This is a genomic window from Roseburia sp. CLA-AA-H209, assembly GCF_020687575.1.
In the GTDB taxonomy this organism is placed as follows: domain Bacteria; phylum Bacillota; class Clostridia; order Lachnospirales; family Lachnospiraceae; genus Roseburia_C; species Roseburia_C amylophila.
Genome location: NZ_JAJEQU010000006.1, coordinates 159,917 through 180,263, shown reverse-complemented (window position 1 = coordinate 180,263; position 20,347 = coordinate 159,917). Strand labels below are relative to the sequence as shown.

General features: G+C 40.3%; 18 protein-coding genes and 1 tRNA gene. 14 read left to right on the top strand and 5 right to left on the bottom strand.

Annotation, left to right across the window (positions count from 1 at the left end):
• Nucleotides 1-128 precede the first annotated feature (128 nt).
• The 11 genes from LKD41_RS07885 to LKD41_RS07835 all read left to right on the top strand — a co-directional run bounded on the left by LKD41_RS07885 (nucleotide 129) and on the right by LKD41_RS07835 (nucleotide 12,290).
• Nucleotides 129-500: a cysteine hydrolase family protein gene (locus LKD41_RS07885; RefSeq protein WP_227700871.1), complete on the top strand. Its 372-nt coding sequence runs from the start codon at nucleotides 129-131 to the stop codon at nucleotides 498-500.
• 56 nt (nucleotides 501-556) lie between these two features.
• Nucleotides 557-769 (top strand): DUF6199 family natural product biosynthesis protein, encoded by a 213-nt coding sequence (locus tag LKD41_RS07880; protein ID WP_015517695.1) that lies wholly within the window; start codon nucleotides 557-559, stop codon nucleotides 767-769.
• 206 nt (nucleotides 770-975) lie between these two features.
• Complete coding sequence (locus tag LKD41_RS07875; protein ID WP_227700870.1) at nucleotides 976-1,527, top strand: TetR/AcrR family transcriptional regulator; 552 nt, start codon at nucleotides 976-978, stop codon at nucleotides 1,525-1,527.
• Nucleotides 1,524-2,561, top strand: coding sequence for a zinc-dependent alcohol dehydrogenase (locus tag LKD41_RS07870; protein WP_227700869.1), 1,038 nt, complete (start codon nucleotides 1,524-1,526; stop codon nucleotides 2,559-2,561). The genes LKD41_RS07875 and LKD41_RS07870 overlap by 4 nt, the downstream gene beginning before the upstream one ends.
• A gap of 246 nt (nucleotides 2,562-2,807) precedes the next feature.
• Entirely contained in the window at nucleotides 2,808-4,526 is a 1,719-nt protein-coding gene (locus tag LKD41_RS07865) for a glycoside hydrolase family 13 protein (protein WP_227700868.1), read from the top strand.
• Nucleotides 4,527-4,549: 23 nt separating this feature from the next.
• On the top strand, nucleotides 4,550-5,935 hold the full coding sequence (locus tag LKD41_RS07860) for an MATE family efflux transporter (protein ID WP_227700867.1): 1,386 nt from the start codon (nucleotides 4,550-4,552) through the stop codon (nucleotides 5,933-5,935).
• A 160-nt stretch (nucleotides 5,936-6,095) separates the two neighbouring features.
• Entirely contained in the window at nucleotides 6,096-7,814 is a 1,719-nt protein-coding gene (locus tag LKD41_RS07855) for a methyl-accepting chemotaxis protein (RefSeq protein WP_227700866.1), read from the top strand.
• Nucleotides 7,815-7,899: 85 nt separating this feature from the next.
• Nucleotides 7,900-9,588 (top strand): EAL domain-containing protein, encoded by a 1,689-nt coding sequence (locus LKD41_RS07850; protein WP_022244298.1) that lies wholly within the window; start codon nucleotides 7,900-7,902, stop codon nucleotides 9,586-9,588.
• 206 nt (nucleotides 9,589-9,794) lie between these two features.
• Nucleotides 9,795-11,159: a hypothetical protein gene (locus tag LKD41_RS07845; RefSeq protein ID WP_227700865.1), complete on the top strand. Its 1,365-nt coding sequence runs from the start codon at nucleotides 9,795-9,797 to the stop codon at nucleotides 11,157-11,159.
• An 81-nt stretch (nucleotides 11,160-11,240) separates the two neighbouring features.
• Nucleotides 11,241-11,313: transfer RNA gene (locus LKD41_RS07840), tRNA-Lys, on the top strand.
• 341 nt (nucleotides 11,314-11,654) lie between these two features.
• Nucleotides 11,655-12,290: a DUF1638 domain-containing protein gene (locus tag LKD41_RS07835; RefSeq protein ID WP_227700864.1), complete on the top strand. Its 636-nt coding sequence runs from the start codon at nucleotides 11,655-11,657 to the stop codon at nucleotides 12,288-12,290.
• Between the two features lie 74 nt (nucleotides 12,291-12,364).
• Here the strand turns inward: LKD41_RS07835 and LKD41_RS07830 are convergent, their stop codons facing one another.
• Both LKD41_RS07830 and trmB read right to left on the bottom strand, forming a co-directional pair.
• A complete protein-coding gene (locus tag LKD41_RS07830; RefSeq protein ID WP_022244295.1) occupies nucleotides 12,365-13,198 on the bottom strand; it encodes a bacteriohemerythrin in 834 nt (277 codons plus the stop codon).
• A 193-nt stretch (nucleotides 13,199-13,391) separates the two neighbouring features.
• Nucleotides 13,392-14,042 carry a tRNA (guanosine(46)-N7)-methyltransferase TrmB gene (gene trmB, locus LKD41_RS07825; RefSeq protein ID WP_227700863.1) on the bottom strand — a complete coding sequence of 217 codons (651 nt, stop codon included), beginning with the start codon at nucleotides 14,040-14,042 and terminating at the stop codon, nucleotides 13,392-13,394.
• Between the two features lie 159 nt (nucleotides 14,043-14,201).
• Here trmB and LKD41_RS07820 point away from each other — a divergent pair, with 159 nt between their 5' ends.
• Nucleotides 14,202-15,623, top strand: coding sequence for a D-alanyl-D-alanine carboxypeptidase family protein (locus tag LKD41_RS07820; RefSeq protein ID WP_227700862.1), 1,422 nt, complete (start codon nucleotides 14,202-14,204; stop codon nucleotides 15,621-15,623).
• A gap of 194 nt (nucleotides 15,624-15,817) precedes the next feature.
• Here LKD41_RS07820 and LKD41_RS07815 read toward each other — a convergent pair whose 3' ends face one another.
• Nucleotides 15,818-16,330: a hypothetical protein gene (locus LKD41_RS07815; RefSeq protein WP_227700861.1), complete on the bottom strand. Its 513-nt coding sequence runs from the start codon at nucleotides 16,328-16,330 to the stop codon at nucleotides 15,818-15,820.
• Between the two features lie 195 nt (nucleotides 16,331-16,525).
• Here LKD41_RS07815 and LKD41_RS07810 point away from each other — a divergent pair, with 195 nt between their 5' ends.
• Nucleotides 16,526-17,140, top strand: coding sequence for a type IV toxin-antitoxin system AbiEi family antitoxin domain-containing protein (locus LKD41_RS07810; protein WP_022244291.1), 615 nt, complete (start codon nucleotides 16,526-16,528; stop codon nucleotides 17,138-17,140).
• Nucleotides 17,140-18,009, top strand: a complete 870-nt coding sequence (locus tag LKD41_RS07805; protein WP_227700860.1) for a hypothetical protein — start codon at nucleotides 17,140-17,142, stop codon at nucleotides 18,007-18,009. The genes LKD41_RS07810 and LKD41_RS07805 overlap by 1 nt, the downstream gene beginning before the upstream one ends.
• A 4-nt stretch (nucleotides 18,010-18,013) precedes the next feature.
• Here the strand turns inward: LKD41_RS07805 and mobA are convergent, their stop codons facing one another.
• On the bottom strand, nucleotides 18,014-19,039 hold the full coding sequence (gene mobA, locus LKD41_RS07800) for a molybdenum cofactor guanylyltransferase (protein WP_227700859.1): 1,026 nt from the start codon (nucleotides 19,037-19,039) through the stop codon (nucleotides 18,014-18,016).
• Nucleotides 19,040-19,095: 56 nt separating this feature from the next.
• A complete protein-coding gene (locus LKD41_RS07795; RefSeq protein WP_227700858.1) occupies nucleotides 19,096-20,127 on the bottom strand; it encodes an ATP-binding protein in 1,032 nt (343 codons plus the stop codon).
• Between the last annotated feature and the right edge of the window lie 220 nt (nucleotides 20,128-20,347).

Genomic DNA, 20,347 nt, shown 5'->3' with positions numbered 1-20,347 from the left:
AGTGGAGAATTAAGATCGGTATTTTTTATAACATAAACCTTTCATTATAACTGAAATTTTCATTTCCGCATTATCTATTAGAATTGTAATGGTAGATATAGGAGGTAAAGAACTGTGAAAAAGCACTATTGGTTATTTATATAAAAAATGTAATGAAGAAGAATCTGATAAATAAGTTTGCACCATTTCATGCATATGAAGGAACAGAAGATGTTGATTTTGCTAAAGAATTGCATATAGTATCTGATAATATATTCATAAAATATAAAGGTAATGCATTTACTAATTCTGGACTTGATATATTGCTGAAAAAACACAATATTGAATATGTTGAAGTTGTGGGTGTAGATGGTGGGGCTTGTGTTGCACTGACAGCATTAGGTGCTATAAAAAATGGATATAAAGTAATCGTGAATGAAGCTGCAATCGGAACAATGTATAAGAAAAACAAGAATAAGTACTTTAAAAAGTTACATGAAGCAGGTGCAGAATTTGTATAGAACAATTTTTATTGACAGAATTGAAAAATCGGAATTTGCTAAAGGAGGTGGTAAATATGTGGTGGTCTATTGGTGGTGGAATCATAATCTTTGCGTTAGGTATGTTTATCTTCTTAAAGCCGGGCTTAATATGGAAATTAACAGAAGAATGGAAATCTTATCGTGCAGATGAACCATCTGAGTTTTACTTGAAAACAACAAAAATAGGTGGTATTCTATTTGCCCTATTTGGAATTATTATGATTATGCTTCCGGTTATTTTGGAGTAATAAATTCCAGTTTGCACAATTCTTGAACTCAACACAAACTGCCATCAGTGTTGTTCCGTTGCTCGTTCTTTGCTGGTATCATAGAACCATCAAATGAAGGAGGCAACAAGCCATGAACACAGATAAGATTTACGCAGAACAACTCGCCAATGAATATGCTCTCAAGGACACCTCTAAGGTGGTAGCTCTTCGCAAGCTGGACAAGAATGGACGAAGCATTTTTGGCGCTTTTGGACAAGAAGAATTTTGCCTACATCACAGTCAAGGAAATCTGTGAGGCGGCAGGCGTTAATCGCTCCACCTTTTATCTGCATTATGAAACAATGGCAGACTTACTTTCGGAGAGCGTCAGTCACATGAACGAGCAGTTTCTTGCCCACATGAAAAAAGACACGGATGCCTTTGTTACAAAGATGCGGGATTGTCCGATGGATGAATTGTACCTCATTACGCCGGAGTATCTGACGCCTTACCTTGGTTACATTGAGCAGCACAAGCGGCTGTTCCGCACAGCAACGGAAAATGCTGCCGTGCTGGAAATGGATAAAAGCTATGAACGGATGCTCCGCCATGTGTTCATGCCGATCCTCGACCGCTACGGCGTACCGGAATGGGACAGACCGTATCTCATGGCGTTTTATATTCACGGATTAATGGCAATTATCTCGGAATGGCTCAAAAACGACTGCGTCGATTCCATTGCGGATATTGTAAATGTGATTCAGCGGTGTGTAAAACGCCGCAAGGAGGAAATATGAAAGCTGGTATTTATTTAGAAAAAGAACAAGTTGAAATTCGGGAGCTGCCGATGCCGGAAGTCGGAGACAATGATGTGCTGGTGCAGAACCTCTATTCCAGTATCTGCGGCACAGATGTTGCGGTTTTTACCCACGGTCCGAACACCGGTCACAAGGTGACTGTCGGCGGTGAGTTTGGTCATGAGACTGTTTCCCGTGTGGTGAAGGTTGGAAAGAATGTCACAGATTTTTCAGTAGGCGAACGGGTCTACCCTTACCCTCTTTATGCCAAAGGGGACACAAAACGAGCCGGAACCATCGGCGGATTCTCGGAATATATTCTCATTCCTAATGCCAAACGGAATCATTCCCTCTATGCTGTGGATGATTGTATCTCCGATAAGCTGGCAAGTCTGATTGAGCCGTTTACGGTTGGCTGCCGTGCTGCCCGCCGGGGGATGATTCCCTGTGGAAAGGAACAGTATGTTGCCGGGCAGAATGCCGTGGTGTTCGGCTGCGGAACAATTGGCATTGCCGCTGCGGTTGCCTTCAAGCACTTCGGCATGGAGAAAGTTATGATCTGTGACCGCTCGGATTTTCGTCTAAGTTTAGCAGAGCAGTTAGGCTTTGCAGTTTGCAATACAGCGTCAGAGAATTTTGAAACATCAGCCGTTAGCTATTTCGGCACGGCTCCTTCCCTAAATGGCACAGTTGCCAGCATTGACTGCTGGTTGGATGCCGCCGGTGCGGAGAGTATTCTGGATGATTTCCTTCGGTTTGGAAAAATCGAGAGCCGCTTTGTCTCCGTTGCAGTCAACAACAAGCCCCGCACCATTGACCTGCTCCACATGACCTATGCCCAGCAGAGCATCATCGGCTCCGGTGGCTATATGCCGGAGGATGTATGGGACGTGCAGGAGATCATGGCGAGTGGTAAGTGGGAATTGGAGCGGATCATCACTCATGAGTTCCCACTGAATGAATTGGAACAAGCCATCCGCACGGCGAGCGATGTTGACCATGCTGGAAATGTGGTCGTGGAAATGAAAGGATAAAAAAGTCTGTGTTATGACTTCAAGTTTCAATCTGGGCCATTTCATTCAACTGATGCAACACCCGGTTTGAAGCGGTGTATGATAGAATCGGAATCCAGGTCAGATCCGGATAAAGATTCGGATATTTTTGTCAATCGGTGAGCTGCAGAGAAATTTATCTATAGACAAGCCAGGATTATCACGTTAAGATATAGAAAAAGTAAGTAATACGAAAGAAGAAAACAGAATATGTAAAGGAGAAAATGAATGGAATACTCTGCAATTATTCATGATATGGACAAAAGATTCTGCTATGCAATAGATAAGGATTTATTTGTGATACGCATCCAGGTAAAAAGAGATGATATAAAGGAAATAATTCTTCATTATGAGGATAAGTATATACCAATGGAATGGAAGGATACACGAAAGACAATTCCAATGAAGAAGGTTGCCACCTCACAGTTTCAGGATTATTATGAAGCACAGATCCAGATGCATCTGATATGTCTCCGTTATTTTTTTGAATTAACAGATATGCAGGGGGAAAAAGTATATTACGGCAATTATGAGTTTAGTAAGGAATGTATTACAAACAGGGACAGAATGTTTGACTGCCCGCAGAATCTACGGGAGGAAGAAATGTTTGTGGTGCCAAAGTGGGCAGAAAATAAGGTCGTATATCAGATTTTTCCGTCCCGTTTTGCATCATCACAGCCGGTAGACAAGGAAGTATGGTATAAAGCACCAGTTACGTCTATGGATAATCTGCATGGTGATCTCAGAGGAATTATAGAACATCTGGATTATGTCCATAGTCTTGGAATTGATGTTTTATATATGACACCAATCTTTAAATCAAATTCAAGCCATAAATACGATACCATTGATTATTATCAGATAGATCCCTCATTCGGAACAGCAGAGGATCTTAAAGAGCTGGTACAAAAAGCGCATGAATATGGAATGAAAGTGGTTATGGATGCGGTGTTTAACCATACAGGAAATGAATTTTTTGCATTTGAAGATATTTTGGAAAAGGGAAATAAGTCTAAATATCTGGACTGGTATTTTATTGATGAATTTCCACTTAAAAGTGAAAGGGGAGAGATTCCAAACTTCAAATGCTTTGGTTATTATGGTGGAATGCCAAAATTAAATCTGAAAAATCCTGAAGTTGAAAAATTTATTACAGATGTTGCATGCTATTGGATCAGGGAATGCGATATAGACGGATGGAGAATGGATGTAGGAGATGAAATCAGCCATTTTTTCTGGAAGAATTTTAGAAAAGCAGTTAAGGCAGTAAAGAAAGATATGCTGATAATTGGAGAAATCTGGCATTATGCAGGAGATTTTCTTGAAGGAGATGAATGGGATACGGTCATGAATTATCCGTTTTATCTGAATATGATAGATCTGCTTGCAGATGAAAAGATTACGGTCAGCCAGTTTATACAGAATCTTGGATATTTGAAAGGACGCTTAAATAAAAAATGTTATCCTCTTATGTGGAATCTGATAGACAGCCATGATACAGCAAGATTTTTACATTTATGTAAGAATAATAAGAAAAAGCAGCATTTGGCAGCAGCTTTTCAATTGTTATTGCCGGGAATGCCGATGATTTATTATGGAGATGAGTATGCGATGCCGGGAGCAAACGATCCGGATTGCAGACGTGGCATGTACTGGGATGAAGAATACCAGGATAAAGAGATGTTTGAATGGTATAAACAGCTGTTACAGGTTCGAAAAAAATATAAATGTATCGTAGAAGGTGAATTGATTGAGGCAATCACAAGGGATGAGGAAGAAACCATTGTTCTGATTAGAAAAAATAGTGAAGAGACCATGGCATTGATTTTTAACTGCAGCAGCAGTGAGAAGAGATTTAATGAGTATGAGGGAAAATATAATTTGCTTGAAGAAGAACTGTTTGACGGAAAAGTTGAGGGACTTGATGCCGCAGTAATAGTGCTTTAAAATAGTTACAGAGGAAGAAGAACATGTCAAAAGATGAATATTTAATTACAGATGCTCCCCTTAAAGCACTGACTGTTTTTGCAATGCCAATGATTTTCGGAAGCTTTTTTCAACAGGTCTACAATATGGCTGATTCAATCATTGTGGGTCAGTTTGTTGGATCTTCTGCCCTTGCGGCTGTTGGTGCCTGTGCTGCCCTTACGAATGTATTCATTTGTATAGCACTTGGTGCAGGTGTAGGTGCAGGTGTACTTGTGAGCCGTTATTTTGGTGCCAGAGATTATAGTAAAATGAAAACAATAGTATCAACATCATTGATTAGTTTTCTGGTTCTTAGCATACTTCTGGGAGTTACTGGCTTTTGTTTTTCACGTTCCATGATGGGCTTATTACAGACACCCGCTGATATACTGGAGGAAGCAGTACTATATCTTCGTGTTTATTTTGTGGGATTTCCGTTTCTGTTTATGTACAACATTCTTTCAACGATGTTTACTTCAATCGGTGAATCAAAGATTCCATTATGCCTTTTGATTTTTTCTTCTGTTCTGAATATTATGATGGATCTTTGGATGGTAGCAGGCCTTGGTCTGGGTGTGTTCGGTGCAGCCCTAGCCACGCTTATTGCACAAGGCATTTCGGCAGTATTTTCGTTTTTAATCTTTTTATACCGGATACGCCAGTATAAGAGTCCGGCTCGCTGGTTTGACGGGAGGGAATTACGTTCCATGCTCCGCATTGCTGTACCGTCGGTTCTCCAGCAGTCAACAGTGTCAATTGGTATGATGATTGTACAGGCGGTTGTAAATCCGTTTGGTACACAGGCTCTTGCAGGTTATGCGGCAACGATGAGGGTAGAGAATATTTTTTCACTGATATTTGTGTCCATAGGCAATGCAGTCTCGCCGTATGTTTCCCAGAATCTTGGCGCAAAGAAAATCGGGCGTATCAAAAAAGGATACCACGCTGCACTGGTGTTAGATTTATGTTTTGCAGTCCTTGCTTTTATAGTCATTGAAACACTGCATACCCAGATTTCCTCATTATTTCTGGGTAAAGATGGAACAGCGCTGGCATATCAGGTGTCTGGAGATTATATGAGATGGCTCGGCTTCTTTTTCATTTTTATGGGTATCAAGATGGCAACAGACGGAGTTCTTCGGGGACTTGGAATCATGCGTCCATTTCTCATTGCAAATATGGTAAATCTTGCAATTCGTCTGTCAGTTGCTTTGATACTCGCACCGCGTTTTGGCATTGCATTTGTCTGGCTTGCTGTACCGGCTGGCTGGCTTGCAAATTTTCTGATTTCTTATGTGGCACTCAGAAAATCATGGCCAGACGATAAGATGGCTTTTGCTGCTATAGAAGATGGTGCAGCCGTTTTTATAGAAAAATACTGTAAATAGCTGTCTTTAAAAATGACGAAAAACCAAAGCAGGAAGTGTTAAATTTTATCAAAAAAATAGAATTTGAAAATTAAAGCTGAAAAGTCGTTGACTTTTGAAAAAATTCTGATATAACAAGGTCTAGAAAAAATTAAAATAAAGAGAAAGGAAATAAGAATCAATGTTTTCACAAAAAGATAAAATGAAAAGTAAATTAGAAAACATGCATCTGCAGGAAAGGATAAACTATGGCTACAGAAAAGTCATTATTATGATGTTAATTTCAGGCTTGCTTTCTATAGTGGTCATAGGTGTTTTATTTGCTAATATGGTACATTATATAGAAAATGTTACTGTAGCAGATCAGGCAGTAAAAATATGTAGAATTAATGTGAATGCGGCAGCAAGAAATATCAGGGAAATGGCATTAGATGATGATACTTCTTCATATGCCGGTTATGAGAAAACAGTAGAAAAGCTGCTGAAAGAAGTTGATTCTGAACTGAAAAATTTAAAGGGAACCGGAATTATTCCTGACTCAGATTATGAGGAATATTCATCAGCCCTTTCGGATTGGGGAAACATTGGTTATTCTATTATAGAAAAAATTAAAAGTGGTGATAAGGAAAAAGCAGTTGATGAAATCATGAATGATTGCACACCTGCATTAAATAAAGCGGTGGAAATCGCAATAAGATTAGATGATGTGACAGACCAGGAGAGCAGCAGGGCTGCCAGAACTACATTTACTTTTGCTATAGCAGGAATTGTATGTATTATAGTGTGTTTATTTTTGGCATGGATACTGACAAAGAAAACAGGTAAAAAAGTCCTGGATACAATTCTTGAACCTTTACGGGCAGTTGAGGATGTCGCAAAGGAACTGACAGAAGGAAATTTACACAGTACACTGGATTATCGTTCAGAAGATGAGATTGGAAGACTGGCACACAGTATGCGTAAATCAATCCGTATCCTGGGAAGCTATGTAGACGATATTGACCGTGCAATGAAATTGTTTGCAGAAGGAAATTTTGATGTTAAACCGGAAGTAGAGTGGCGGGGAGATTTTGTCGGAATTTTAAATTCTTTTATGCAATTTGAAAAAAGTATAGGAGAAACGATTAAAGGAATTCAAAATGTTTCCAATGAAGTTTCAAGTGCAGCAGACCAGGTAGCATCAAGTTCTAATGATCTTGCAGATGGAGCTACAAATCAGGCGGCAGTAGTAGAGGAACTGACAGCAACAGTTGCAGGTGTATCTGAACAGGTAGAAAATAATTCAAAATCTGCAAAAGAAATTAGTGGAAGGGTGGATGAGCTTGGAAATGCCATTTTAGAAAGTAATGGTAAGATGCATGAAATGGTTGATTCCATGCATGAAATTAATGAAGCATCAAAAGAAATTGACAAAATTATTGCAACAATTAATGAAATTGCTTCCCAGACAAATCTGCTTGCATTGAATGCTTCTATCGAAGCAGCAAGGGCAGGAGAAGCCGGAAAAGGATTTGCAGTTGTAGCAAATCAGGTAAATTCGTTAGCGGACCAGAGTGCCCAGGCAGCGAAAGAATCTGCAATGTTGATTGAAACCTCTGTGAAGGCAGTAGAAAAGGGTATGGTGATTGCAGGACAGACTGCGGCGCAATTGGAAGATGTTGCAGAGAACTCTAAAATAATTACAGAAGAAGTTACAAATATTGCGGAAACGTTAGAAACACAGACAACAGAAATCCGGCAGATTAATGAAGGAATTGAACAAATTAATGATGTTGTACAGACCAATTCTGCAACATCTGAGGAATGTGCAGCTGCCAGCCAGGAGATGAGTAGCGAATCAGAAAATCTGCGTGAAATGATTCGTAAATTTAAAGTGGCAGAATTAGAAAAAACAGTATAATACGATAATGATTTCCAGCTATAATTTCTAACACAGAATAGAAAGTTTATCAGTATAAAAATTTTATAAGAAAGGCACTTATACTATGGATACAAACATACGCAGACTGCTCAAGGAAATAGGAGCAGAAGATTTAATAGAAGTATTTGCACCATGTATGGATGACTATCTTTATATTATAGATTTACAGAAAAATACCCTTATCATTTCACAGGCAGCGGTGAAGCGTTTTAAGATGCCGGGCAATTCATTTGATAATGCTGCCGACAGTGTCCGCTATTTTGTATATGAAGAAGACCGCCCGATGATTAGGGAACATTTACAGCGGATTGCGGATGGAAACGAAAAAAATCACAATCTGCATTACAGATGGCTTGATAAAGATGGGATGCCGGTATGGATTAACTGCCGTGGAAAGGTAATCCATGATAAAGATGGAAAACCTCATTATCTTATAGGCTGTGTAAACGAAATTGGAAATATACAGCGGGCAGATAATGTCAGCGGACTTTTGGGTGAAAGAGAAATGCATTCCTTTGTTTCTTCCCATATAAAAGACAGCTCGTCAGTATTTTTAATACATATAGGGATTGATGGATTTAATGCGATTAATGGTACATTAGGCGTAGATTATGGAAATTATGTGTTGAAAAGTGTTGCTGACGGTATCAAGGAATGTCTTTCTGATAACCAGCAGCTGTACCATCTTGTTGCAGATGAGTATATGATTGTTGATCTGGAAAGCCATACAAGAGATGATGTTATGCTATTGCAGAAGGAAATATGTAAAAAAATAGAAGATTTTATTATTTCTGAAAAATATAAGGTGGTTTTTACAGTATCTACCGGAATTATCCATGCAACGAAGCTCTTAAAATATTATGACGAGTATCGTAAAATAGCGGTTTTCTCTTTAAAACAGGCAAAATCCATGGGAGGAAACGGAGTATATTTTTTTGAGAAAGAAGATTATAAGTTATTTTTAAAAAAAGAGAAAATAAAAAGTGCACTTCGAGGTGCCGTGACAAATGAATTTGAAGGATTTGAAGTATACTATCAGCCGATTATAGATTGTTCCTCGGGAAATATAATTGGTGCGGAAGCGCTTATGAGGTTTTCCATGTATTCAGGTGGAAAAAAAGAAAGTATCTCGCCTGTGGAATTTATACCATTACTGGAAGAAACCGGGCTTATTATTCCGGCTGGAAGATTTGTATTAAATGAAGCTGCGGCAATGTGCCATGAAATGCGGCAGTATATACCGGGATTTAAGGTTAATGTAAATATATCTTATATTCAGATGATGAAAAGTGATATCTGGAAGGACATACTTTCGTCTATAGAACAATATAATCTTCCGCCGGAGAGCCTGTGTGCGGAACTGACAGAAAGCGGATATACGGATATGACACCGTATTTTTATACGCTTCGGAAGAAATTCGAAGAGAAAAAAATACAGTTTATTCTGGATGATTTTGGCACAGGTTTTTCAAATCTACATTGTATTGTAAACATGAATCCTAATTATGTGAAACTGGATAATCATTTTACAGCAAAAGCTATGAGTCAAACAAGGGACTTTGAGCTGTTAAAAAAAATAGTTGAACTGGTACATAGTATAGATATCAAAATATGTATAGAAGGTGTAGAAAAAGAAGAGTGGTATCAAAAGCTGAAAGAAATACATGCTGATTATCTGCAGGGCTATCTTTTTGGCAGACCATGTGATAAAAATCAGTTTTTAAATCAGTTCATATGTAAAGGTATCAACTAGCAAACTTTCTTAATTTTCATTTCTATTTTGGAAAAGGCTTCTTGAAGGAAAATTCTACCTGTGATAGAATAAAATTAATTATACTTACAGGGAAAGTAAGTACCCGGCTGCAGGACATATCCAGGGAACTGCCAGTATAGTGGCAGGTTTTTACGGTTTGCTACTGCTATTTAGTGAAAAATAAAAAATCATGGAGGATTTTTACAATGGAAGAAGCAAAGCAGAACATCAAACAAAAGAAGGATTCTTACAATCTGAGAATTGTGACGGCTGTACTGGTATTAACAGTGCTGGTTTTAGGGGAATTATATGTGATGATTAACTATCCGTCCAATTATGTGGCATTGATTGTACTTACAGTTGTAGCACTGGCTGATATTTATATTCTGATTGCCAGTGCAATCCAGAAAAATTATAAGAAAGAGATTGACCAGTACGAACAGTATGATAATCTGTTTAAGTCAGAAAAAGCTTCTTATCTTGTAACCCGCAAATCCTTTGAAGATATTGCGGATCAGCTTGATCGTATCGAAGAGGCAGCCGGTTCACCGACAAAGGACATCATAGATGCACAGAAATCCATTGCCAAAGTTACCATAAGCCGTAACAAAGAAAATTCCGATGCATTGATGAATTCCAACGACAAATTATTAGAGCAGATATTTAATCTTTCCGACCGTCTGGATAATCTTGAGAAGAACGTGTTAGAGCAGCAGCGTATCATAGTTGAGAATGCCAATAAAGACCTTCTGCTAAAACAGCAGGAAATGGCAGCTTCCGTGAAAGAAATGGAATTATCCATCCACAATACCATATTAGCTGAAGTTGGAAAAATAAATGGTGCGCCAGCTGTTGCTTATACAGCAGCACCGGTACAGCCATCATCAGCCGCACCAGTTGAGGAAGTAACGCCGGAAGAACCGGAAGCACCAATCAACGAAGTGATGCCGGAAGAACCGGAAGCACCAATCAATGAAGTGATGCCGGAAGAACCGGAAGCACCAATCAACGAAGTGATGCCGGAAGAACCGGAAGCACCAATCAACGAAGTGATGCCGGAAGAACCAGAAACAGAACCGGAGACAACTGCAGAGGATATGCCGGATTTAGCAGAAGATGATTTATTAAATATAGATGCTTTATTCGGAAATGACGAAGCAGCTGAAACTACAAAAGAAGAAGAAACCGGATCTGCAGAAGAAAACAATGAACCGGAACCAGAAGAACCAGTTGGTTTTGATGATACACTTGGATTTGCAGATGAAGAACCGGAAGAACCTGCATTTACAGAAGAAATGGTAAATACCATTGATGAACCGGTTATGGAAATGAATTCCGACCCGAATCATATGATGACACCGGAAGAGATTGCTGCTTTGATTGCAAATGCTGATACAGCAGCTGAAGAAGAACCAGTTGTAACAGAAGATGCTATTTCAGAAGAATCTGAGCCGATAACGGAAGAGGAACCTGTGTCAGAACCGGCAGCAGAGCCTGTTATCGAGGCAAATTCTGACCCGAATCACATGATGACACCGGAAGAAATTGCGGCATTATTTGCTAATATGTAATTTACAAAATTTTTAAAAAAAATAAAAAATTACTTGCAATTCGATAAATTCTATTATATAATAGTCCTTGCGTTAAGCAATGCGCCACTAGCTCAGCTGGCAGAGCACCTGACTCTTAATCAGGGTGTCCAGGGTTCGAACCCCTGGTGGCGCATGTAAAGTACCGATTTTGTGGACGTGGAGCCATGGGGTTGGTGCTTTTTTTTGTTATAAAAAATCCGTAAGAAGATGTCAGTGGCAGGTTCTGTAGATGTAAATAAGGAATGATGAAGATATCGTTTATTTGTTCAGTATATTTTTTACTTCTTTAAAAGACCTTTGAATTGTAGTAAATTTAGTATGCAGGGCAGGCTTACGGTAGGAAAAAAGCAAAGCCTTTCTGGAAAAGCAGTTTGATTTGAATTTCATGAGGGCATACCCTTTTTTAGATATTATATACAAAAGGATATAGAAAAATATATAAATATATAAATATATAAATATAGAGGAAATCATTTGGAAAAGAAAATTCTGATTGCCTGTGCAATGCAGCAGGATGAAATTGAAAAGTACAGAAAACAATTAAATATAACATATCCTGTTGTATATCTGCAACGTGGATTGCATAGAAACCCGTTTGTATTAAGAAATCTGCTGCAGCAGGAGATTGACAGGCACCAGGATGTGGATATAATCCTGCTCACCTATGGATTGTGCGGGCGGGGCACGGAAGGGATTGTAAGCTGGAATACAGAGCTTGTAATGCCACGTTTCCACGACTGTATCCACCAGCTTTTGGAGAATCATGTGGATAAGAATTCTCTTTATGCAACAAGAGCGTGGACAATTGACAAGGAGTCCATTGGAGGCCAGTGCCGCACCATTCTTGCTGCTTATGGCAGAGAACGGGGGATGGAAGTCTTAGATACAATCTATGGCGGTTATGAGAAGATTACTTTAATAGATACGCAAAGCTATGATATAAAGAAAACCAAAGATGGACTGAAAAGACCTGCAGAACTTCTAAATAAGAAGCTGGCGGTGGAGCCATCCGACTGCAATATTATAAGAAAGCTTTTATCGGGAAAATGGGATTGTAATTTCGTTCATCTTGAAAAAGGAGAGCGTGTCACAGAAAGACACTTTATATAAGAAAACCGGCTCCCTGACTTAGAATAAAATCTAATATCAGGAAGTCGGTTTTATGATGTATGCTCTGCAGTTTATTATTTTTTCATTTCGTCCATATAGACAGCAATTTTTTTATCCATACCAATAATATGGTTGGATAACCAGCCCAGCAGAAACTGAATCAGTTCCAGAAGATAAGTCTGCTGGTTATTGTCCATATCGTCAAGTTCTGAGAGGTCAATTTCTACCAGGCGTTCAACGAAAGCAGTGTGGGCACGCTTCTGGGCAGCCAGTTCCGGATAGTGCATCTTCTCCATCAGCATTTCCTCATCAGCAAAATGAAATTGTGTATAATCCTTTAATTTCACTAAAAGCCGCATAATTTCATCATATTTGTCATGCAGCAGATCGTTTTGAATCAGGTCATTGGTCTCTTTTATAATTTCAAAGAGACGGCGGTGCTCTTTATCCACAAGGTCAATGCCGGTCTTGTATTTGTCCGTAAAGGCAAATGGGTCTTCGGAAGTCCCTTCAACTGCGGACATTTTTCCAATCATCATATCACTGCTTAAGATATGGTGGTACAGCCAGCGTACCAGATAGGAAAGTAGTTCTTCGAAAGATGCTCTGGCAGCCTCTTTTGAAGACTTATCTAAAATAAAGGAATTGATTTTCTCAGCAAATTCAGCATGTTCCTTTTTCTGAAGAGGAAGCTCCGGGTCATGAATCTGTTCCATATAAGCCTCTTCATGGGCGAAATGTGTATTCGCATAATCCTTCAGATGAAGAAGCAGGCTCTGGGCAATTCCGGAAATATCTTCGGTTGTTTTAACAAGGGAAAGAGCATCATTTATTATCTGGAATAATTTGCGGTGTTCCTCATCTATTTGTGGAATATGAATCATACAATCTTCTGTAAATTCGTACATGGTATACATCTCCTTACATTATATCAATGATTTATGCTATGATGTATTATAAACCCTCAGAAGATAAGCCACAATAAAAAAAGAAAAATTTATAAAAATTTCACTGATAAACCAACTCCGACTGCTCAGGCAAATGGTTCATCTCATGGGTCATGCATCCGGCAGTGTCCGTGCACTGGCACTATCGGAAAGGTCATAAAGGAATATTTCTGGAAGTAATCAGCTTGCAGATAGGATTTCCCCTGGAAGAGAATTTCTCTTCGTATTCGGTCATGATATTGCCTTCATTCATGGCAGTATCATGGTGTAAATCCCTTGTAAATGCGTCCAGATTCCAGCCTGCAGCATCGATTTCTTCTAAGGAGAAGTCAAAAAGTCCTACGTTATCGGTCTTAAACTCAATCTGTCCGTCACCTTTTAAGACTTTGTCATAGAGCTCTAAGAACTGGCGGGAGGTCAGTCTTCTTTTGGCATGGCGGTCCTTTGGCCATGGGTCGGAGAAATTAAGATAAATGCGGTCTAACTCGCCTTTTTCGAAAAAGTCCGGCAGAAGTGCCGCATCTTCACACAGAAGGCGTAAGTTTGGCAGTGGATTTTCTTCCAATTTCTGGAGTCCGCGGTACAATACGCTTTCGTAACGTTCCATGCCAAGATAGTTGATATCCGGATTCCGGGCAGCTAAGTCCATGATAAAGCGTCCCTTGCCCATGCCGATTTCAATGCGGATCGGGTGGTCATTTCCAAATATTTCATTCCAGTGTCCTTTATGGGAAGCGGCATCCTTGATACAGAGGTCACTGGCTTCTACAGCCGGCGCAGCCGCCGGGATATTGCGAAGTCTCATAATATGAAATCCTTTCTACTTATATATATCTTTCGAAAACAATTTATCATATTTATGGTTTAAAAGAAAGAGAATTGTGAATATTAATGGAAAGGTATTGCACCATGGAAATGGATTGATATATACTTAAAGGTAAGAATGATTTAGGAGCAGCAGAAAATGAAAAAGAAAAAGAGAATATTAAGTTTCGGACTGGCAGTGTGCTGTTTTGTCGGCTTATTGGGTATAAACACACAAAAGGTAAAGGCGGCAGAGTACTGGCCCCAGGACCCGGAAACCGAATCACCAAATGCGATTGTGATGGAAGAGAGCACAGGAACGGTTCTTTATGATAAGAATTCCACGGAGCAGCATTGTCCGGCAAGTATCACGAAGATTATGACCACGCTTCTGGCACTGGAAAATTGTTCGCTGGATGAGACAGTAACATTTTCCAAAGAGGCGGTTTATAACACCCATGGTTCTGGAATCTCCAGGGATGTGGGAGAGCAGATGACCATGGAGGAATGCCTTTATGCAGTCATGCTGGAGTCCGCCAATGAATGTGCCTATGCGGTAGCGGAGCATGTAGGCGGAACCGTTGAGAATTTCGTTCAGATGATGAATGACAAAGCGGCAGAGTTAGGTTGTGTGAATACACATTTTAACAATCCACACGGACTATCTGAGGGAGAGGATGCAACCCTTCACTACACCTGCTGTTATGATATGGCACTGATTGCAAAGGCGGCTTACCAGAATGAGACTTTCCGTGTGATTACATCAACTAAGACCTATCAGATTCCACCAACCAACAAGCATGATGAAATCACCTATCTGCAGAATCACAATGAGATGATTCATGCCTTTAAAACCAGAGGACAGTATCTCTATGAATATTGTGTTGGTGGCAAGACCGGATACACCACAGCGGCAAACAGTACGCTGGTTACCTATGCAGAAAAGGACGATATGACACTTATCTGTGTCATTATGAATGCCCAGTCGCCGGCGCAGTGGACAGATAGTATTGCATTGTATAATTATTATTTTGAGAACTTTTCGCTATATAATGTAGCTCAGAATGAGACAAGGCTTGAAAATGGAGAAATGGATATGGGAATGCTCAATACCAATTCCTCCTTTGTAAAGATAGACCCGGCGGGAAATATTGTTCTGCCAAAGAGTGCAGAATTCAGCGAAGCTACGCCAGCAGTAAGCTATGATAATACTTCGGATGATGTGTTGGCAAATATCAAATATACATTTGCAGGACATGATGTAGGCAGTGCGGATATCATTTCCACCGGAGTAAAAGCAGATACATTCTCCTTTGATAATGTAAAATCAGAAGAGATTTCTACGGAAGCAGGAACCAGAACCACCACGAAGCATAAGTTCCAGATAAATATCTGGAAAGTGTTATTGGGAATTCTCGGTGTCGCAGCTCTTGTGGTCATAGCATTTCTGATTCGGAGATTTGCGGATAATTTCTATATTATCAGACACAAATATTTCTCAAAGAGCAGACCGGATAAACGTTATAAAACCATAAAAAGAAACTATCGCAGCAAGAGGAGACGGCACAGAAGAAGAAAATAGTCTCGAAAATTGCAATAGAACAACTGAAAAGGACAAGAATAAAAAGAAACGACAATATTTAAATTTAAATATTGTCGTTTTACGTTATCTTGGACATTAACGTCAGGACGAATTATATTCTGATAATTTGTGGATAAATCCATTATTATTCTGTTATCGTAGCAGAGTTATCCACACTATTTGGATAATTATCATCAATTTGTGAATAACAGAGTCTGGAGGTAGGAAAGGATACGGCTGCGCTCCCTGGTGTAGATAATGATGCCATTATAAGCCTTTACCATAGTATCATAATGTCCCTTTAAGCTGATGGAAGAACTTAAAGTATACATCAGATAATCGGCAAGCTCGGTTGGTACTTCAATCAGTACCGGTTCGGATTCCTCCAGACTTTTTAAAGAAGCTTCACCGGATTGCAGCAGGCGGCTGATTTCTTTGTCCTGCTCAAATTGCTCTGATGTTTTATTTACAATAAAGTAACCTCTCTCATCCCGGGGCATATCCATTGCCTTGATGGCACGCTGCACCTGTTTGGTCAGCGCATCGGAAGCAGGGTACAGGGACTGGAAATATCCCATAAAATCCGAAGCCTGACGGAAATGTTCATTGCAGCCCTTTTCTAATACTTCTGTGACCAGAATACGTTTGATAATCTTCTGGCAGGTTTCCCGGGAAGGGTTTTTTCGGGTAGTATTTTCTGTTTCCATAAATACCTCATTTATCAAAAACAAGCGTATATTCGAATAGACATATGCGACATTAAATATTGTTCCAAATAAATTATACGACAAGAAAATGACTTTTACAACGACAAATTAAAAAAATGAGACAAATTGCAACAGAAATTGACAAGCGGCAAAAATTAACTTATACTAGAAGAAAAATGCGAAGGAGCGATATCTATGAATGCGAAGCAGAAAGAGCAGACCATTGAAGAGATAAAGAAGCTTTTAGAAGAAAATAATGGCATTGTGAAAGCCGAAAAATTATATCCTTTGGGATTGACCTATAAAAGTATTCAGGGACTGGTGAAAGCCGGCATACTTGACCATGTAAAGAGTGGATATTATTCCATGGGGTATGAAGAGAAGCCGCAGGAAGAAATTATTCTGGGACTGTTTCCGGATGGAATCTTATGTATGGACAGCGCCCTTTACTATTACGGTTATATTGAGAAGCGTCCTTATGAATGGAGTATTGCCATTAGCAAGAATACTTCGAAGTCAAGGTTCCGCATGGAATATCCGGTGGTGAAACCATATTATACAGAGCCGGAAGTCATGGAGCTTGGCGTAACGGCCATTCCTTTTGCCGGTGGCGAGATGAAGATTTATGAAAAAGAGCGTCTTATCTGTGACTGCCTCAAGTACGAGGAACGTCTGGAGCGGGAGGATTTAAAGAAGGCGCTGCTGGCATTTATCAATGAGCCAAAGAAAGATATTGCAAAATTAATGGAATATGCCAGAGCCCGCAAGGTTGTGGCAAAGGTTCAGAGCAGAATTGGAGTGTGGCTGTAGTGGCAGAGTGCATACTGAGAGAATCATTGATCCGGCAGAGAAGTGAGGACTTGCAAATCCCTTTTGTGGACCTGCTTCCTTCTGCGGTAACCGAGTATTTTCTATATCAGATAAGTAAATCAACATTTGCAGAGAAGCTTTATCTTAGAAATGGCAGCAGCCTCGGTGTGGAGAATTATCGCCGGAAGAGAGTCTTTTCCCTTTCCTATTATTATCAGGTGGTAAAGGATGAGCATTTAACGGAAATGCAGTTAGGGCAGCTCATGAAAGAGGTGTTAAGCCGGAAGCCGGAGTATGTCTATCAGATAGAGAAAGAAAGGGCGGGCAGCTATCAGATAGAGCTGCTGGCAAAATCAAAGGAGCATGAAGTTCCCATTACCCTGCGTTTTCAGGAGCTTCGGGACGAGCAGATGCAGCCTGCCCATGGAGAATTGCCATTTTTCTTACAGGAGAATACGGTAATCCAGTTTCTGCAATATCCTTATGAGCAGGTTGTGGCAGAGAATTTTGTGGAAATTTTAGAGAAAATGGAATTAATCAACGACCTGTCCTGCTATGAAGAAATTTATGGAATCTTAAAGAAAGAGGCGTTAGATGGCAGAAAGGTTGAGCAGCAGATTATTGAAATTGGAACAAAGAGAGAGCTGTTCTTTGGAAAAGACCGGCTGGATACCGTCCTTCACTATAAGGATTATACTTATATGAAACGGAAATGGACGGCATACTTAAAGAGGGAACGCAAAAAAGAGCCAGACTGGGTGGAAGTGATGACTCTTTTGGAAGCCTTCTTCCCACCGGTCTGGCGTGCAATTATCAGAGATGAAATTTTTATCGGAGACTGGATGCCGGAGCTGTGCCGTTTCCTGTAGATACTTAATGGCTATAGTCGCGGATCAGCGTCTTTAAGAAGCCGAGAAGTGACTTTGGCTTGCGGAAGTCAAAGCAAGGAACTTCTTCGCATTTGTAACCGAAATCACTGGCGATGGCAACAAGACCGGAAAGGGGATGCAGCGGAGTCTCATTTAACTCACTGCTCAAAAGTTCAATTTTAAAGCAGTCTTCATCCTCTAAATCGCAGGTGAGGATGAGGTCTACATTCGTAATATTGGAAAAATCTTTTTCTGAATCAAAGATGGCAGCCTTAATGCCATCTTTTTTTAATGCCTCCAATAGCTGGATGCAGAAGGTCTTTTTATCAATGATGGAATCCCCCACCAGCGATACCACGGGAATAAAAGAAGCAATATTGCCTGTTGCCGGAAGCTCCAGATTGCTGTCTTCATCAAAAAGCTCTCCCCGCTCGGAAAGCAGCTTTAAGGCATGATAATAATGGGTGCGGGTATTGATGTTAAAAAACTGTTCATTCAGTGGAACCGGACATACTTTAGCCAGTTCCTCTTCCGGGACATAGCCGGCATTGCATTTCTCATGAAGCCGGTTAAAGGAATATTGGTGAAAGAGCATGGCTTTTCCCACCTGCGGAATGCAGCTTTTAGAATAGACTGCGGAAAGAGTCTCCAGCTGGTCATTGGCACGCTCAATCGCCCAGATAGGATGCTCCTGTGGCTGTGACAGCAGGTAAAGCCCCAGTGCCGGTTCTACAAAAGGTGTATCTACGGAAATGAAGAAGGCACGTTCCTCAGAGATCATGGAAAGTGCGCTGAAGATACCGGACAGCGGACCGGCATTTCCATAGATGTCTCCAATGGTTGTCACCGGAAGATTCAGATGCGCATAATCATTTTTCTGCTGGACAGAAAGGTAGATTTTCGGAAAATCCGGCTGAAATTTCCGGACCAGATATTCAATCAGGCAGCAGTCCCCAAAAGGGAGCAAAGCCTTGTCCGTTCCAATTCTTGTACTTTTTCCACCACATAATATAACCAGTGCATGACTCATAACATTTACCTCATGTAATATTTACCTTCTCAAAAGTTCTTCCATCATAACATAAATCAGTCTGACTGTAAAACAAACATATCATTTCTCATATGTACCCGTTCAATTTCATTACGGCGGTAGCTCTGAATCAGATAGTGATTTTTCTGGTCAAAGAACAGAGCAATCTTCTTCGTAAATATGGAAGTTCCCGGCGTATATTCAATGATGTGCAGGGATGCACGGTATTGTTTCTTTATTTTCCAGATGTCCATAAGACCGATTCCGCTGCCGCCACTGTCCTTGTGGGTGGTGTGCCGGGTCTGACCAAAGTCCTCAAAGAGCTGCACATCAAAGGCATTCCCACTGTCAGAAATCTCCAGGGTGGAAGTATCTTCGTCATGACAAAGGCAGACAGAAAGACTGCGCACCTCATTATCACCAATGGCAATCATGGCATTTTCCAGCAAATCCGCCAGAAGGTGGGAAAGGTCTTCCCCGGAAATGATATCTTCCGTCATTTTTACAATATTGCCTGTGATATGCAGGGAAAAGTTGATGTTCTGCGCCAGGGCGCGCTGTTGCATATAGGTAAAAAGCGCATCTAAAACACAGACCCCGGTTGCCGGAAGAGCTTGTTCATCATGGCGGTAGGAGTTCAGCGTACCTTTCCGATCCTGTGCCATGGTCTTTAACCCGCTGGCAAGCTGTTCGCCTTTCTTTCTGGTATCATCGTCTGTAGCTTCCGTTTCTAAGTATTCGCAGACAGCCAGTTCCATTGCCGGAATCAGCTTGTTATCTTTATGAATAATCTTAGCCAGGGCATCATTATTTTCCTCTAATTTCCGGATGCGGTTATCTTTCTCAATGAGTTCATTCTGTAAAGCCTTAAGCTCTGCCTGCCGCAGCTTCTCCCGGTAGTCACGGGTAATCCGGAACCGCCACCAGCAATAAAGCAGAAGTCCAATCAGGAAAAGGGCGATGAGGAGAAAGAGGAACTGCATGTCAGGAATGGAATCATAAAAGCTGATTATGGTAACAATGAGCAGAATAAAACAGCTTAAGATAAAACCTGTGGCAGAAGAGCCGATTTGATAGAGAAATGGCATGCCACGGCGGAGCCTTTTGATTTTGAAAAGAAGGAATATTAAGAGCAATTCAAGAAGTCCACCAGTAAATTGTATTGCTACATAGGGTAAATCATAGCGTCCATAGAAAAAGGGTGCAATTACCAGGGCGGTAAGCAAGGCTGCAAGAAGAAAGAGGATATAATGAATCCCTTCAGAAATAACTAGTGTTACAAGACTTAATGAAATTGTTTTCTGGGTA